The 15,851-nt window shown below is 43.9% G+C and carries 15 protein-coding genes and 1 pseudogene; 9 read left to right on the forward strand and 7 right to left on the reverse strand.

Going from position 1 to position 15,851, the window contains the following annotated elements; genetic code table 11:
• Nucleotides 1–5: 5 nt before the first annotated feature.
• Nucleotides 6–746, forward strand: coding sequence for a tRNA-uridine aminocarboxypropyltransferase (locus AC5O63_RS10995; RefSeq protein WP_494504988.1), 741 nt, complete (start codon nucleotides 6–8; stop codon nucleotides 744–746).
• A gap of 144 nt (nucleotides 747–890) precedes the next feature.
• A complete protein-coding gene (nagK, locus tag AC5O63_RS11000; protein WP_494504989.1) occupies nucleotides 891–1,799 on the forward strand; it encodes an N-acetylglucosamine kinase in 909 nt (302 codons plus the stop codon).
• A 62-nt stretch (nucleotides 1,800–1,861) separates the two neighbouring features.
• Here nagK and AC5O63_RS11005 read toward each other — a convergent pair whose 3' ends face one another.
• From AC5O63_RS11005 to AC5O63_RS11030, 6 genes and pseudogenes are all read right to left on the reverse strand, one after another.
• A complete protein-coding gene (locus AC5O63_RS11005; RefSeq protein WP_494504990.1) occupies nucleotides 1,862–2,128 on the reverse strand; it encodes a DUF2960 domain-containing protein in 267 nt (88 codons plus the stop codon).
• Between the two features lie 59 nt (nucleotides 2,129–2,187).
• The gene (locus AC5O63_RS11010) at nucleotides 2,188–3,957 is read right to left on the reverse strand and encodes a bifunctional molybdopterin-guanine dinucleotide biosynthesis adaptor protein MobB/molybdopterin molybdotransferase MoeA (RefSeq protein WP_494504991.1); all 1,770 of its coding nucleotides are present in this window, start codon (nucleotides 3,955–3,957) and stop codon (nucleotides 2,188–2,190) included.
• Nucleotides 3,957–4,541, reverse strand: a complete 585-nt coding sequence (gene mobA / locus AC5O63_RS11015; RefSeq protein ID WP_195877152.1) for a molybdenum cofactor guanylyltransferase MobA — start codon at nucleotides 4,539–4,541, stop codon at nucleotides 3,957–3,959. The genes AC5O63_RS11010 and mobA overlap by 1 nt, the downstream gene beginning before the upstream one ends.
• Nucleotides 4,542–4,730: 189 nt before the next feature.
• Nucleotides 4,731–5,378: pseudogene (locus tag AC5O63_RS11020) on the reverse strand (energy-coupling factor ABC transporter ATP-binding protein); the annotation flags it as partial.
• Nucleotides 5,379–5,387: 9 nt separating this feature from the next.
• Nucleotides 5,388–6,086, reverse strand: coding sequence for an ABC transporter permease (locus AC5O63_RS11025; protein WP_494504992.1), 699 nt, complete (start codon nucleotides 6,084–6,086; stop codon nucleotides 5,388–5,390).
• Between the two features lie 6 nt (nucleotides 6,087–6,092).
• A complete protein-coding gene (locus AC5O63_RS11030; RefSeq protein WP_171324402.1) occupies nucleotides 6,093–6,908 on the reverse strand; it encodes an ABC transporter substrate-binding protein in 816 nt (271 codons plus the stop codon).
• A 259-nt stretch (nucleotides 6,909–7,167) separates the two neighbouring features.
• Here AC5O63_RS11030 and AC5O63_RS11035 point away from each other — a divergent pair, with 259 nt between their 5' ends.
• Both AC5O63_RS11035 and AC5O63_RS11040 read left to right on the forward strand, forming a co-directional pair.
• Nucleotides 7,168–8,616: a sigma-54-dependent transcriptional regulator gene (locus tag AC5O63_RS11035; protein WP_494504993.1), complete on the forward strand. Its 1,449-nt coding sequence runs from the start codon at nucleotides 7,168–7,170 to the stop codon at nucleotides 8,614–8,616.
• Nucleotides 8,606–10,636: a sensor histidine kinase gene (locus AC5O63_RS11040; RefSeq protein ID WP_494504994.1), complete on the forward strand. Its 2,031-nt coding sequence runs from the start codon at nucleotides 8,606–8,608 to the stop codon at nucleotides 10,634–10,636. The genes AC5O63_RS11035 and AC5O63_RS11040 overlap by 11 nt, the downstream gene beginning before the upstream one ends.
• Nucleotides 10,637–10,667: 31 nt before the next feature.
• Here AC5O63_RS11040 and AC5O63_RS11045 read toward each other — a convergent pair whose 3' ends face one another.
• The gene (locus tag AC5O63_RS11045) at nucleotides 10,668–10,958 is read right to left on the reverse strand and encodes a hypothetical protein (protein WP_494504995.1); all 291 of its coding nucleotides are present in this window, start codon (nucleotides 10,956–10,958) and stop codon (nucleotides 10,668–10,670) included.
• A gap of 182 nt (nucleotides 10,959–11,140) precedes the next feature.
• Between AC5O63_RS11045 and AC5O63_RS11050 the strand changes: the two genes are divergently transcribed.
• The 5 genes from AC5O63_RS11050 to AC5O63_RS11070 all read left to right on the forward strand — a co-directional run bounded on the left by AC5O63_RS11050 (nucleotide 11,141) and on the right by AC5O63_RS11070 (nucleotide 15,646).
• A complete protein-coding gene (locus AC5O63_RS11050; RefSeq protein ID WP_004748924.1) occupies nucleotides 11,141–12,733 on the forward strand; it encodes an ABC-F family ATPase in 1,593 nt (530 codons plus the stop codon).
• 303 nt (nucleotides 12,734–13,036) lie between these two features.
• Nucleotides 13,037–13,342, forward strand: coding sequence for a DUF6678 family protein (locus tag AC5O63_RS11055; RefSeq protein WP_494504996.1), 306 nt, complete (start codon nucleotides 13,037–13,039; stop codon nucleotides 13,340–13,342).
• 215 nt (nucleotides 13,343–13,557) lie between these two features.
• On the forward strand, nucleotides 13,558–14,259 hold the full coding sequence (locus AC5O63_RS11060; RefSeq protein ID WP_494504997.1) for a hypothetical protein: 702 nt from the start codon (nucleotides 13,558–13,560) through the stop codon (nucleotides 14,257–14,259).
• 154 nt (nucleotides 14,260–14,413) lie between these two features.
• On the forward strand, nucleotides 14,414–14,719 hold the full coding sequence (locus tag AC5O63_RS11065; RefSeq protein ID WP_494504996.1) for a DUF6678 family protein: 306 nt from the start codon (nucleotides 14,414–14,416) through the stop codon (nucleotides 14,717–14,719).
• A gap of 147 nt (nucleotides 14,720–14,866) precedes the next feature.
• Complete coding sequence (locus tag AC5O63_RS11070; protein ID WP_039476369.1) at nucleotides 14,867–15,646, forward strand: hypothetical protein; 780 nt, start codon at nucleotides 14,867–14,869, stop codon at nucleotides 15,644–15,646.
• The last annotated feature ends 205 nt before the right edge of the window (nucleotides 15,647–15,851 follow it).

Below are 15,851 nucleotides of genomic sequence, written 5' to 3' on the forward strand. Positions count from 1 at the left end.
ACGCTATGAGAATCCACGCCTTTCATCACCTGTATCAACAACGTTTAGACCGTTCAACCAAACCTTTTGTTGCGCGGGGGAGTAAAGTTGTACGGTGTAAGTACTGCCAAGTTGCGGAAAAGGACTGTTTGTGCGCCCATCAACCCGATGTAGAGAGTGGCGTTGCGGCGATGTTGCTGTTGTCTGAAAACGAAGTGTTTAAGCCGAGCAATACAGGTCGTTTGATTCTTGATGTGGTGAAGGATGGTTATGCCTATCAATGGAGTCGTACTGAGCCTTCGTCAGAGATGCTTGCGCTACTCAATCACCCCAAGTATCAACCGATTGTCGTCTTCCCAGACGAATACGTTAACGAACCAGCCCGATTGCTCCAACAAGAAGCATCAAAGTTTTGTGAGGAGAAAACACCCCTATTGATCTTTTTGGATGGAAGTTGGCGAGAGGCTAGGCGAATCTTCAACAAGTCACCGTATTTAGATGCGTTACCTGTTATTTCTATTAATCCGGACACAGTATCGCAATACATGATGCGCCGTTCAGACAACGAGCAACATCTCGCTACCGCTGAGGTCGCCAGTTTAGTGTTTGAACAGTTTGGTGAAGAAAAACTGGCTCAAACTTTATCGAGTTGGTTTGCCGTATTTCGCGAAAGCTATATGAACAGTAAGACGAGAAACAGGCCAGATGAAGCAAAACCTGCTTTGAATCGTTTCATTGACGAGATGAGAAACGAGAAACCCCTCTAATTATTGCTATTTGGTTGTATACGGGCTGCGCAGTTGGCTTTGCCTCCGAGCTAAATCTGTTCCAAATCACAGTTTGTAGGCGTAGCTATATGGATAATGAGTCAATTAAACCAATTTTTGAGTTATTTTTCTGGGAGAGAAGAGATGTACTACGGCTTTGACGTTGGTGGCACTAAGATTGAATTTGGTGCATTTAACGAAAAACTAGAGCGAGTTGCGACTGAGCGAGTACCAACGCCAACGGATGACTATGCACTTTTGGTTGAGACCATTGCTAGTCTGGTAAACAAATACGATCAAGAATTTGGTTGCGAAGGCAAGATCGGCCTTGGTCTTCCGGGTATGGAAGATGCCGATGACGCGACAGTTCTTACAGTCAATGTGCCTGCGGCAAAAGGAAAGCCTTTGCGCGCGGATCTTGAAGCTAAGATTGGCCGTAGCGTTAAAATTGAAAACGATGCGAACTGTTTTGCGCTTTCAGAAGCATGGGACGAAGAATTGAAAGATGAGCCGTCAGTGATGGGTTTGATTCTTGGTACCGGCTTTGGCGGCGGCTTGATTTATGATGGCGCGGTATTCTCTGGCCGAAATCACGTTGCGGGTGAGCTAGGTCATATGCGCTTGCCAATTGATGCTTGGTTCCACCTTGGTGACAATGCACCTCTATTAGGCTGTGGCTGTGGTAAAAAAGGTTGTTTGGATAGTTACCTGTCGGGTCGTGGCTTTGAATTGATCTACGCTCACTACTTTGGTGAAGAAAAGAAAGCGCTCGATATCATTAAAGCTTATGAAGCTGGAGAGGCGAAAGCTTCTGAGCATGTAGAACGCTTTATGGAGCTGCTTGCAATCTGTTTTGCCAACATCTTCACAGCAAATGATCCTCACGTTGTTGCACTCGGTGGCGGTCTTTCTAACTTCGAACTGATCTATGAAGAAATGCCAAAGCGCGTACCTAAGTACCTTCTTTCTGTAGCGAAGTGCCCTAAAATCATCAAAGCGAAGCACGGTGATTCAGGCGGCGTACGTGGTGCAGCATTCCTTAACATTAAGTAAGGTAACTGACATTAGATTAGAAAGGGCTGCGATTGCAGCCCTTTTGTTTATCCCGCTTGGTATTACTTATTCTTTTTTCCAACCCCAAGGTTTTCTTTTTTCTGCAGGGTGATACGCCCAAAGCCAAGCTTCTTAAAGTGGTTGTCACGGTAATTGCGTACTGCTTTAGTATCAGAAATCGCTTCGATTTGTTGCTCCATTTTCAAGTACTCAGAGATATCGATGCCTTCAGCTTCAGCTACCGCTTCATGAATGTTGCGATGTTGCTGGTATGAGAAGGTTAACGTTTTCTCTTCGTCTTTGTAGGTATACAGGATTGTGCGAGCCATAAATAATTCCAAATCGATAAAACTAAAGAGGTCAGCATGGCTGACCTCGTCTCTGTGGGCTAGATTCTGCCTTGAAGCGGGATGATTGTCACGCTTTCACCAACTTTAACTGTATCTATCGCTGGTGAAATCTCAATCAAGCAGTTTGCTTCACTCATAGAGCGTAGGATTCCTGACCCTTGCTTGCCTGTTGTACGAACCGTCAATTGACCGCGATGATCGAGTTCATAGATGCCACGGCTGAACTCAGTGCGGCCTTGGCGAGAACGCAGGCTCTCTGTGGCTATCGCGTTAACTTTAAGAGGTTGCCAGCCTTGCTCTCCCTGCATTTTTCTTAAAGCAGGTTCTACAAAGTTGATGAACGAAACCATGACCGCGACAGGGTTACCCGGCAAACCGAAAAACGGCTTGTTTTGTATTTGACCAAAGGCGAGTGGACGACCTGGTCTCATGTTGATTCGCCAGAAATCGATTTGACCAAGTTTCTCTAATGCAAGTTTAATGTAATCGGCGTCACCGACAGAAACTCCACCAGAAGTCATGACGACATCCGCTTGTGATGCTGCATTTTCTAACGCTTCTATCATCAGGGCTTCGTCATCTTCGATAATACCGAAGTCGAGAATCTCGCAGCCTAAGGTCTCTAGCATCGCCATGATGGTGAAACGGTTCGAATCATAAATGGAGTTTTGCTTTTGCTCGCTACCAGGGTCTTGGACTTCATCACCAGTAGAGAAAATGGCGACTTTAAGTTTGCGATAAACGCTGCAATCGGCCATGCCCAGAGATGCGATCATTCCCATCTCTGGTGAAGCGATTCGCTGACCAGTGGTAAACACGGAAGAGCCTATTGCTAAGTCTTCTCCAGCCTGTCGTACATTCTGACCGACTTTGATGCTTGCAGAAAATGTGACAATGTCACCATCATGTTGAGCTTGTTCGCGCATAATAACGGTATCGCCACCTAGAGGGGTAGGAGCACCTGTCATGATCTTGACCGCTTGACCTTTTTCTAGCGGATGATCGTAAGCGTGACCAGCAAAAACTTCAGCGACGACTTGAAAGCTATCTAAATCGGCATCTTCACCACGAATAGCAAAGCCATCCATCGCTGAGTTCGTGTATTGTGGGACGTTGACCGGAGAGATGACATCTTCAAATAACACCCGGCCGGATGATTGTGTGATAGGGCATTTTTCAGATTCTGTAACAGGGTTAACCAGTGAAAGAATTTTGTCACGTCCTTGCTCTACGGATAGAAAAGCAGGGGAGAGGGTGTCGCAACAAGCTGCTTCGTTTTTCTTTGGCTCTGCTTGGCTCTGTACATACTCAGTGACAAAACCCGCGATTGCATCTAAGTCGTTGATGTTCATTTGCGGTAGGTCGCTATCTTCAACAATTGAGTCTGCTGCAATTGCGATGATGTTGTCATCATTGTTGTATAGCCAAGGTTTACCTACTGCTTCACGATGAAGTTCAATCTTAGGAAAGGCGATGTTTTTACAGCCTTCAACTAAAACAACATCAAGCTTGTCCGTGTCGAAGCGTGATAGCAGGTAGGCAAACTCAGATTCCTGCTCAGGCGTTTCTGTCATTAACGCAAAACGGTTTCTTGAGGAGATCAACATTTGCGAGGCGCCAGCTTTTCTTAGTCGGTAACTATCTTTGCCTTCTTTATCAACGTCAAAATTATGGTGTGCGTGTTTTAGCATACCGATACGTAGACCCGCTTCTGTTAACTTTGGCAGAAGTGCTTCTAACAGCGTTGTTTTCCCCGTACCTGAATACGCGGCAAAACCTAGAATAGGGATAGGAAGATTTAAAGTCATCAGCTGATGGTTCCGAATTGGGCCAGTTCTTCTGGGGTATTTAAGTTTACAAAGCAGTTTGGTGAGTCGCTGAAATCGACATATTCAGTGTTGCACTCTTTGTATAAAAGAATGATCTTACGATCTCCGCGCTCAAGAAAAGCGGTCAGTTTGGGTAAGACACGCTTATGGTACAAGGTGAAAACAGGCTGTTGATGGTCACCGTCATGAGCCACTAAAATGTCGGTGCTATCGGTTACCGATTGGCAAAAGCGCTCGACCAAGTCACGGTTAATTTGCGGACTATCGCATGGTACAAAACCTACCCAATCGGTTGGCGCGTTGATGAGTCCTGCATGAATCCCTCCCATTGGGCCAGGAAAGTCTTGAAATTGGTCAGAAAAGACCTCGCCAAATTTTTGGTATGCCTCATGGTTGCGATTGGCATTAATCAAAATGCGTTCAGTTTGAGGTGTCAGTCTTTTGATCACGTGTTGAATCAATGGCTTATCATTGAGTAAGACAAGACCTTTATCTTGCCCTCCCATACGGCTTGCTTGACCACCAGCTAAAATTACCCAGCTTGTTTCTTTTGCTTGAAGCATATTTGTCGTATCTGATGTTATAGTGTTATTGGGTTTGCACTCTAGCAAATCTGTTTTCGGTTTCAAGCTGAAAGGTTTGATAGCAGTCGTTTAAAGCTTGCATAGCTATCCTCTGTTACCGACTTTCGACTCTACCGATTTATCTTTCAAAACAACGACATTGCTTAACTCAAAGTCATTGTTCGAGTATTCTTTCAGCTCAAGGTCACTAATCACCCATTGCTTATTACAAAGCTCAGTCAGTGCATTTTGTTGGTGACTGGTTATGACTAAGCTTGAACCGCGATCTAAAAGATCTTTCGCCATGACCACTAAACGTTCAATCGATTCTTGGTCAAGTGACGCGCTCGGCTCGTCCATCAAAAGAATCGAAGGCTTAAGTATCCATGCCCGTGCCATCGCCACACGTTGCTTCTCTCCGCCAGACAAGACTGAAATATGCTCGTCTGCTAAAGTTTCTAAGCCTACCATGCGAAGTGCAGTGATAACTTGAGCTCGCTTATCTTTTGCTGCATCTTTTTCGAAGCGGATACCGTAGACGACATTTTCATAAACCGTTCCGTCGAAAAGGTACGGAGACTGATGAAGGTAGATCACGCCTTTACGACCAGAGCGGGGAAACAGTCTGTGTAACCATGTATCGCTTGGTGCACTTACTTTTCCTGTTGATGGTTTCATTAACCCAGACAAGATCTTGAGTAGTGTGGTTTTGCCGACGCCATTGTCACCTCTAAGGTAGATAGCGTCGTTTGGACCAATAGAGAGAGTAGGGATGTGGAACAGTACACGCTCTTTAAAGCGCATCGAAAGTTGCTGTGCCGTGATCTTAATTGTCATACAGCGCCCTTAAGTCCTTAAGTAACCTTTGCCACGCATACTAGTCAGCATGAAGTTTAGTACCAGTGCCAATGTAAGCAAGACGATGCCCAAAGCAACCCCTTGAGCAAACGCCCCTTTATGGCTCTCCATCGCAATCGCTGTAGGGATGTTACGAGTGATCCCCATAATGTTGCCGCCAACCATGGTTGAACACCCCACTTCGGTCACAATTCGAGAAAACGCCGCTATTGTTGCCGCCAAGAGTGGAAAACGGGTTTCCCACACCATGGTGGCAATAATTCGCGGTATAGAAGCGCCCAATGTAATTGAGGTTTCAACTGCTCTTCGATCGCTCGACTGCAATGCGCCGTGCATCATTGACACTAACACCGGAAAACCAATCAGCATTTGACCGACAATCATCGCTTTTTGAGTAAACAGCATCTGCCAGTCGCCTAAAGGACCAGCGCGTGACAGTAGCATGTATAGCAATAAACCAATCACAACCGTCGGAATTGCTTGTAGCGTATTAATCAATGATAGGAACAACCATTTTCCTTTAAAATCTGTATAAGCCAATACAAATGAGAAAATGATTGCGGGGAAAAGAACAATTGAAATCGCAGACAAAGAGACACTGAAGGAGACCGCAACGATCTCCCACAGCTCTTTATCGAAGCTCACCAATAATGTGAGCGCATCTAGCGTTGTTTGCCAAAGGCTCATCGAGTTCTATTTCTCGTTTGCGTTAGCAACAAACAGTTGTTTGCCATTAAGTTTAAAGTCGTTGATCAGTTTTTGTCCACGTGGGTTCACTAGCCAATCACTAAACTCTTTTGCACCTTGGTAATTAATGCTTGGGTAGCGTTCTGGGTTAACCAAGATGACCTGATATGGGTTAAATAGCTTTTTGTCACCTTGGAACAAAATCTCAAGATCAAGCTTGTTGTTGTATGCGAGCCAAGTGCCACGGTCAGTCATGGTATAGCCTTGCATTTCGTTCGCCATGTTGAGCGTTGGCCCCATGCCTTGTCCGACACTACGGTAGCCACCGAAATTTGGCTCCATTTTGGTTTGTTCCCAGATACCTTTCTCTTTTTTATGAGTACCTGAATCATCACCGCGAGAGACAAACGTCGCATTCATATTGGCGATGTTTTTAAATACTTCAGCGACATCTTTCTGCTTTGCCACTTTGGCTGGATCGGCGTGAGGGCCGACAATAACAAAGTCGTTGTACATCAGCTTACGAGGTAGAACGCCATAACCCTTTTCAACAAAGTTTGCTTCGGCTTTCGGGGCATGAGTCATAACCAAATCAACATCACCGTTTTCACCCATTTTGAGCGATTTACCCGTACCGGCTGCGATCACATCCACTTTGTAACCCGTGTCTTTTTCAAATTCAGGAAGTAGGTAGTCAAGTAGGCCAGAGTGGTAGGTACTTGTCGTTGTTGCTAAACGCACGTGAGAGTTATCAGCCGAGGATGCCGAATAGCTAACTAGAGCCAAAGACGCAGTTGCTAATGTAAAAGTGAGTTTTTTCATATTGTTATAAATCCGTTTTCTATAATTTGGGCTATTCAAATTAAGAGATATTGAATCTATGCCATAAGATTCGTGTTATAAGTCGGCATGCATAGAAAGCAATCTTAATGCCAAAAATATGTGATAGTTTTCAAACGAAATATCAATAACTTACCTAGTTAAAACTTGATGGGGGACAAAATGTCTCACATTTATTGAGGCGTTAACGGATAAACTTGGTACACTCTGTCCCAATTACCCTATATGAAAAGTGGTCATCATGCCTCCATCATTCGATCCTAATAAAGCTTCACAATATCAAGCGTTTTCCGTTCTCGTTGTTGATGACGAGATCGGAATGCAAACCATACTGAACAAAGCCTTGAGTAAATGGTTTTCAAAAGTAGATTGTGTCGGGAGTATAGAAGATGCTGAACAGTTACGTAGTGCTAACCATTACGATTTGATTGTTCTGGACATCAACTTGCCAGGGCGCTCAGGAATTGAGTGGGAAGAAGCGTTTAATGACCCAGATAAAAAAGCCGACATTATCTTTATGACAGGCTACGCGGATTTGGAAACCGCAATTTCCGCGCTCAAGCTTGGGGCATCTGATTTTATTCTTAAGCCATTTAACCTCGAACAAATGTTGCAAGCCGTGCAGCGCTGCATTGATAAGCGTTTAGAAGAACGTCACCAGTTTGCGTTGCGTCATGAATTCAAACGCCATGTCGTGACGGACATTGTCGGAGGCTCAGAAAAGACCGCTCAGTTAAAGCAGCTCATCACTCAGTTTGCGCCGTCGCGTGCCTCTGTGCTTGTAGAGGGCGAGTCGGGAACGGGTAAAGAACTGGTTGCTCGTGGTATTCATGAAGCGAGCCAACGAAGCGGGCCATTTGTACCCATTAACTGTGGCGCTATTGCACCTGAACTGCTTGAAAGTGAGCTGTTTGGTCACAATGCCGGTGCATTTACTGGGGCGAAGAAAAGCCGTGAAGGTTTGTTCCGCGTTGCAAATGGTGGCACGCTCTTCTTAGACGAAATTGGTGAAATGCCGCTCGCAATGCAGTCTGCCTTATTGCGTGTTTTAGAGCAGCGAACAATCCGCCCAGTTGGTGGTGAAAAAGAGATATCGGTTGACGTTAGAGTTGTGGCAGCAACCAACCGTAACTTACAAGAAGAGGTTAACAAGGGAAATTTCCGCGCAGACTTATTCTATCGACTCAATGTCCTAAAAATTGATGTCATGCCTTTAAGAGCGCGCAAAGCCGATCTGATTGAGCTTGTGCCCTTTTTCACCAAAATGCTCGCATCTGAGTTAGGCATGCCAAACCCAAACTGGGCACATGAAGATATTCTGGCAATGAACGAGTACGATTGGCCGGGCAACATCCGTGAACTTAAAAACCTTATCGAACGTTGCATCCTGCTTGGTAAGCCTCCTGCGCACTACTGGCGAGAGATCCATGGTGACACATTAAAGCCTTCCGTTACCATGACCGTCTCAAGTGGCGCGGAGGTGATTGAACTGACGACGCCTGCAAATCGTGGTGAAGGATATCCAAACAGTTGGCCACTAAAGCAAGTCGAAAAAGCCCATATCCAGCAATTGGTTGATTTTCACGATGGCAATAAATCGGCAGCCGCGCGAGATCTAGGCGTCGCGCGTAAGACTTTAGAGCGCAAATTTAAAGAGTGGGACAGCGAGGAATCGAGCTATGCCGAATAGCCTCTCATTCTGGTCAAAATGGCGTTATCGATTCAAAACCATGGTTCGTTATCGCCTGATGATCTTAACCTCTGCGCCTATCGTTCTGACTTTGGTCGCGCTTATAGGTATCACCATTTATTGGTCGATCCATTACACGTGGCAAAGCGCATTGGTTGATGTGTCTGAAAGACTTGGCGTGGCAGAAAATAGCATCGAACTGATTCAAGAGAAACAGGCGAATCATGTTAAATCGTTTGCAAGTTCTTTTGAATTCGTTTCACGAGTCCGCAGCAAAGAAGTCAGTGAGTTGGATCTTTCAAATTGGGTATCGAGACAACGAGAAAAATATAAGCTCGATTTCCTCCGTTTCCATCGTGTTGACAGCATGGAAAACAAATTCAGATTTATGGATCTGACTCATCGAGAATCCTTTTTTGACGTGTTAACTCAGCAAGAATTGGCTGAGTTGGGCAATGACTTAGTTAAGCGTGCTCAAACGCCGATTCTCGAGAACAATTCCGTTGAAAGCAGGGGGCTAGTGAGTCGTACAGTAATCCCTATCCGCAACCAAACCAACGATATCATTGGCTTTTTAGACGGAGGGTTGCTGCTTAACAACAGTACGGTGTTGGTTGATACGATTCGTGATCTAATCTACCCATCAAAGCAAGACAGTTTGCGCCCTGTAGGTACTTTGACTGTCTTTTTAGATGACTTACGTGTTAGCACCAATGTCCCTTTAGACAGTAACGACCGACTAGGTAGAGCCATCGGCACTCGCGTTTCTGATGAAGTGAAACAAGCGGTTCTGGTAGAAGGACATGAGTGGACAAACTTAGCGTTTGTGTACGATGCATGGTACATCACTGCCTATCAACCTTTATACGACCAGTACAACAATGTGATTGGTATGCTGTATACGGGGTATTTGTTGTGGCCATTCGTGACCACTTACATGACTAATATCGCTGAGATCTCTATTACGACGCTCTTCTTACTATTTATCTCTAGCTTGCTTGTTTATCGAGGATCTCGGGATCTTTTCATACCGATTGAACACATTCACCGTGTAGTAAAAATGATTCAGTTGGGCAAAGAGACTCGCATTGGCCCTTTGGGCTTAGACGAAGGGCATGAACTTGCTCAGCTCGCCAAGCAATTCGACAACATGCTCGACCTTCTTAGGCAGCGAAAGAATGAAATTCAACGGGCTGCGAATGAGTTAGAGTGTAAAGTCCAAGATCGTACAGCGAGCCTAGAAGAGAAAACGCAAGAGCTAGAGTTACACATCCAACTACTGAATCAGACACGTGACAAGTTGGTTGTTAATGAAAAACTGGCTGCTTTAGGTGAGCTCACTGCTGGTATTGCACACGAGATCAATAACCCAACGGCTGTGATCTTAGGTAACGTTGAACTGATGCAATTTGAGTTAGGTGATGAGTCATCTCGCGTAAAAGAAGAGATTGAAGCAATTCACGCGCAGATCGACCGCATCCGCAATATTACACGTAGTCTGCTGCAGTACAGTCGACAAGGCGGTGTACAGGATGAGATCACTTGGCAGCGAGTGAATCCCATCATTGAAGAGAGCGTTACACTGGTCAAAACAGGCGCAAAGAAACGTGAAGTGACGTTTGAAACAGAGCTAAACGCGCAAGCTTCCGTTGAAGTGAATCGCCATCAGCTACTGCAAATTTTAGTCAATCTGCAAATGAACGGTATTCATGCGATGCAAGGGAAAGGTCGACTAATCGTCTCAAGCGAAGACTGGGTAGAAGAAGGGCAGACTCGTGGCGCAGTCATTCATGTTAAAGATGAAGGCTGCGGTATTAAGCCCGAGAACCTAAAACGAATCTTCTCACCGTTTTACACCACTAAGCGGGATGGAACCGGCTTAGGTCTCTCTGTCTCACAAAGTATTCTCAGCCAGTCGGGTGGTGAACTCAGAGTTGACTCTGAATGGGGTAAAGGAAGCCAGTTCAGTATTTACCTTCCCGAACGTGCCGAACCTCAGCTCAAAGTTATGAACCTATAAAAAACGGTCAGCAATGATGCTGACCGTTTTTCTACTTATTTGGCTCTTTGGCTAAGGCGTCTTTACATTCCTGATATTTGAGCTTTTCTGGTAATGACTCGGGAGGCATTCCGCACTCCATGATCACCTTTTTGTCGTAGCACTTATTCGATTTGCCATGTAAGCAGATGATTTCATCATCTTGATAAACGATGTCACCTGTTTGTAAATGCCCATAGGTATCGTTTCCCCACACTGGGTTGGCATTAAACGTATTTTTGGCAATTGCAAAGGATGCAGTAAAAGGCATTGAGGCTACAAGCAAGAAAAGGGTCTTATTCATGGTTTCGATCAGTTGTTGGAACTGGCAGCGATTATATAGAACTGCAACCTGAATCCAACTTTAAAATGTTAGATAAGATGACTGACACGATCGACTTATTCGATGTCAGAAAAACAAAACTTGAAGTTCGTCTCAGTAAACAGTAGTGTGGCGCGGTTTTTCATATTTTATAGGTAACGACATTGATTTCCACTAACAACATCACACAGCAATTTGGCGCTAAGCCACTTTTTGAAAACATCTCTGTTAAGTTTGGTGAAGGTAACCGTTACGGCCTTATCGGTGCGAACGGCTGTGGTAAATCAACGTTCATGAAAATCCTAAGCGGAGAGCTTGACCCTACAGGTGGTAACGTAAGTTACGACCCTAACGAGCGCGTAGCGAAGCTAAACCAGGATCAGTTTGCTTACGAAGAGTTCACCGTGATTGATACCGTTATCATGGGTTACAAAGAACTGTGGGAAGTAAAAAAAGAGCGCGATCGCATTTATTCTTTGCCTGAAATGAGTGAAGAAGAGGGCATGCTTGTTGCTGACCTAGAAGTTCAATTTGCAGAAATGGACGGTTACATGGCCGACGCAAAAGCAGGCGAGTTACTCCTTGCTGTTGGTATTCCTGAAGAGCAACACTACGGTTTAATGAGCGAAGTTGCCCCTGGTTGGAAACTTCGTGTACTTCTTGCACAGGTTCTATTTGCTGACCCGCACATCATGCTGCTCGACGAACCAACCAACAACTTGGATATGGATACTATCCGCTGGTTGGAAGAGACGCTAAACCAACGTAACTGCACGATGATCATCATCTCGCACGACCGTCACTTCTTGAACTCAGTTTGTACACACATGGCAGACTTAGACTACGGTGAGCTACGTGTATACCCTGGTAACTATGATGAATACATGACAGCGGCATCGCAAGCACGCGATCGTCTATTGTCTGACAACGCGAAGAAAAAAGCGCAAATTGCAGAACTACAAACGTTCGTTGCTCGTTTCTCTGCTAACGCATCTAAGGCTAAGCAAGCCACTTCTCGTGCTAAGCAGATCGATAAGATTCAGCTTGAAGAAGTAAAAGCATCAAGCCGCCAAAACCCATTCATCCGCTTTGAGCAATCGAAAGAGTTGTTCCGTAATGCACTTATCGTAGAAAACCTAAGCCAAGGTTTCGAAGATGATTTGTTTAGCGATTTCAATGCGATCTTTGAAGTGGGTGAGCGTGTTGCCATCATCGGTGAGAACGGTGTGGGTAAAACAACGCTACTCAACACTCTTGCGGGTGTACTAGAGCCACGCACTGGTGAATTTAAGTGGTCAGAAAACTCTAACATTGGTTACTATGCCCAAGACCATGCCGCTGATTTTGAAGAAGATCTAAACCTTATGGATTGGATGGGACAGTGGCGTCAAGAAGGCGATGACGAGCAAGTTATTCGTAGCTTCTTAGGTCGTATGCTGTTTTCTCAAGATGACATTAAAAAGTCAGTAAAAGTACTTTCTGGTGGTGAGCAAGGCCGTATGCTTCTAGGTAAGCTTATGATGCATAAACCAAACATGTTGTTGATGGATGAACCAACCAACCACATGGATATGGAATCTATCGAATCTCTAAACACGGCACTAGAGCAATACAAAGGTACGCTATTCTTCGTATCTCACGACCGTGTATTCGTAGACTCGTTGGCAACTCGTATCATCGAGATCAAAGACAACAAGATTACCGACTTTAAAGGCACTTACGCAGAGTTCCTAAAAGCTCGTGGTATTGTAGGCTAAGATTAGCGTCTTATCTGGTTACTTAAAGCCTCGCATTACCTAATGCGGGGCTTTTTTTATAGTTTACGGAACTGTATAAACATACATACTAGCGTGAGCAAGGCCCAAATCATGCTATATAGAACAATTCTGCATTTTGTGATTCATATGTTTCTCTGTTTGATGTAAGTAACTGTTATTTATTAAGTTGATTTGGTAACGTGAGGGTAAGTAAAGTTTTATTGCGGATTGGTTCTGTAGTTTTTTATAGAATTGTTCTGGCTAAGAACTGTTATAGGGCAGGTGATATTTATGCTTAGCGTAATGAATAAGACAAAATGGAATGAGCTGCGTCTTAAGATGTCTGCACTTGAAGTTCATAGGCCCAAGTGGCGAACAAAAGATATAGAAAGCGGGCATATCTCTGAGTGGGATGGTGACTGGTATTATCATTTTGAACTAGGTGGCTTTCGCTATATCGAATGGGTTGAATTACAAACGAAAGACTCTATTCATCATGAGCTAATTAGAGTTGAACTACAGAAAATTAATCTTCCTGGTAATGAAATCAAGAATGGTTTCAGGGTTTATGGTCACATAGCTGACGGGCAGTTTGTTGAATATATTTGAGTTTGCCCTATAACAAACTGCTCAAGACGGACTATCAACGCTCGGCAATTTTGGTTCTAGTTTGGTAAAGTGTTTACGGCGGCTAGTTTGAGTATCGTGCTATGCGTTGCTAGCCACTTAGCAGGGCGTTAGTTGCCACCGTAAAAGGCGGTACTCAGAAACCATATTCGCAGATAAATTGAGTAATAGGTGTATGACTAAATTTGGAGTTTTGTGTGACAAGTAAGTATTTCAACCCTCACAAAAGCTTTATTAGCCTTCCTGCCTTATGGGGTGTGGTTGTGGCTTTGTCATTGTTTTCACTGGTACTAGCTTCCATCATTGTCGCAAACTCTGAACTTGATGTTGACTTATCGTTTACCGGTTTCAATAATTTTTTGACGGTGTTCCGAGTCCCCTTAGGAATACTAGCTTTGATTATTCCAATCGTCGCATTGCTGGCGGCAAATCACCGGTCAGAGCAAACTAAAGAACAAATTCGTGTGACCAACCAACAAAACAACTTTGCTAATTACTACAAGCATATAGAAGAATACGAAAAATATGCGATGACAATTGCAGATTACGAAGAGATATCTCGTAGAAATATTCGCAGAAATCATAAGCTTCTTTTCAGTCGGGCAATTGACGGAGACTATTCAGTTTCAACTGAGTTATTAGAGACCATTAAGTTGTTAGCGGTCGACATCGACGCTAAAGAAATGGCTAAATCTGAACTGCACGAGCGATATTTAGCTATTTCGAATGAGTTTCGCTTAGATGATACGGATGTAGAGTCATCTGAGTATGACATTGACGAAGTCTATGAAAACTTCCACAAGTTGGTATACAAGATAGACTATTTAATGTCTTTCTCGGATACATATTCTACTCCTGACGAACTATCTATTCACCTAGTAAAAAAAGATAGTGCTTAGGCAACTAACAATAAATTTAAGAGTGATTCACAACGCTTGGCGCTTTCACTTCAAGCCAGTTTAGTGTTTATGGCACAATGCTTTAGGTAAGGTGTCCGCGTTGTTCACACCTTAATTTGGCGTTATAGGGCAGGTGATATTTATGCTTAGCGTAATGAATAAGACAAAATGGAATGAGCTGCGTCTTAAGATGTCTGCACTTGAAGTTCATAGGCCCAAGTGGCGAACAAAAGATATAGAAAGCGGGCATATCTCTGAGTGGGATGGTGACTGGTATTATCATTTTGAACTAGGTGGCTTTCGCTATATCGAATGGGTTGAATTACAAACGAAAGACTCTATTCATCATGAGCTAATTAGAGTTGAACTACAGAAAATTAATCTTCCTGGTAATGAAATCAAGAATGGTTTCAGGGTTTATGGTCACATAGCTGACGGGCAGTTTGTTGAATATATTTGAGTTTGCCCTATAACAAACTGCTCAAGACGGACTATCAACGCTCGGCAATTTTGGTTCTAGTTTGGTAAAGTGTTTACGGCGGCTAGTTTGAGTATCGTGCTATGCGTTGCTAGCCACTTAGCAGGGCGTTATATGCATTGGAGAATTATGAACAAAATTGACTACTTAGAGGAACTAAAACAGGTTCCAATTTCATTTAATAACGTCAAAGTTGTGCCTGATGCAGGCTCTCGCTTGGATTGGAAGTTTGAAGTAAATCCAAGTGAATATATATCTTTTGCGAAACGTGACTTTCGTGAGGGTAGCACTCGTGGGCTTATTAATTCCCTAGGGAATTCAAAGAGAGCCATTGATTGTCAAATCGATAGGATTTTTCGTGCCCTCGGGTATGATCCCAAAAAGTATCCCAAAAATCTCAATGAATTCGGTGAGTTTTTTGGAGATGACGATTCTGTAAATCTACCTGCAAAATTAAAAGTAATTGTGGGCTTTGGTATCGCGCCCTGTGGTTTAGTTTCTGAAATTCGAACTCTAAGGAACAAGATTGAGCATGACTTTATTGTTCCAAATAGCACCGAAGTTAGACGCGCATTTGAAACTGCGGAATTGTTTGTTGCTGCAACTGAACGAAAACTAATTGATTCTTGGGAATTTGAGTTAACCTGTCTGGAATCTAAGTTTGGGTTTTATCTTCATAAAATGCTGGATGACTTTGAATTCCAATGTTGGGTGCGAAACCCGAAGCCAGTCGATGAGTTGCAAAAGATAAAAATCCCCAGAGACAGCCTTCTCCATCATTGTATACTTCGAATGACATTGTCTATGGAGCAAGAGCTAGAATTTGGGCGTTCGTTAAGCTATATGGCAAAGTTGTTGGATAAACCTTTTGATTTTGAGTCAGCGAAGGTCGAGTTCAGTTATGAGTAAATGCATATAACAAAGCATTTAAGAGTGATTCGCAACGCTTGGCAGTTTCGCTTCGCTCAAGTATAGCCAAGCGTCGCTCACACCTTAATGCGGCGTTATGTGACTATTAGGAAAATCAAGAATGAAAGTTGATTATGAGTATTTGAAGCAACTCCTAGAAGCATTTGAGGAAGTTCCTAAACCTTTCCCCCTTATCAGTGAAATC

The sequence above is a fragment of the Vibrio sp. SCP2 genome, assembly GCF_059295395.1.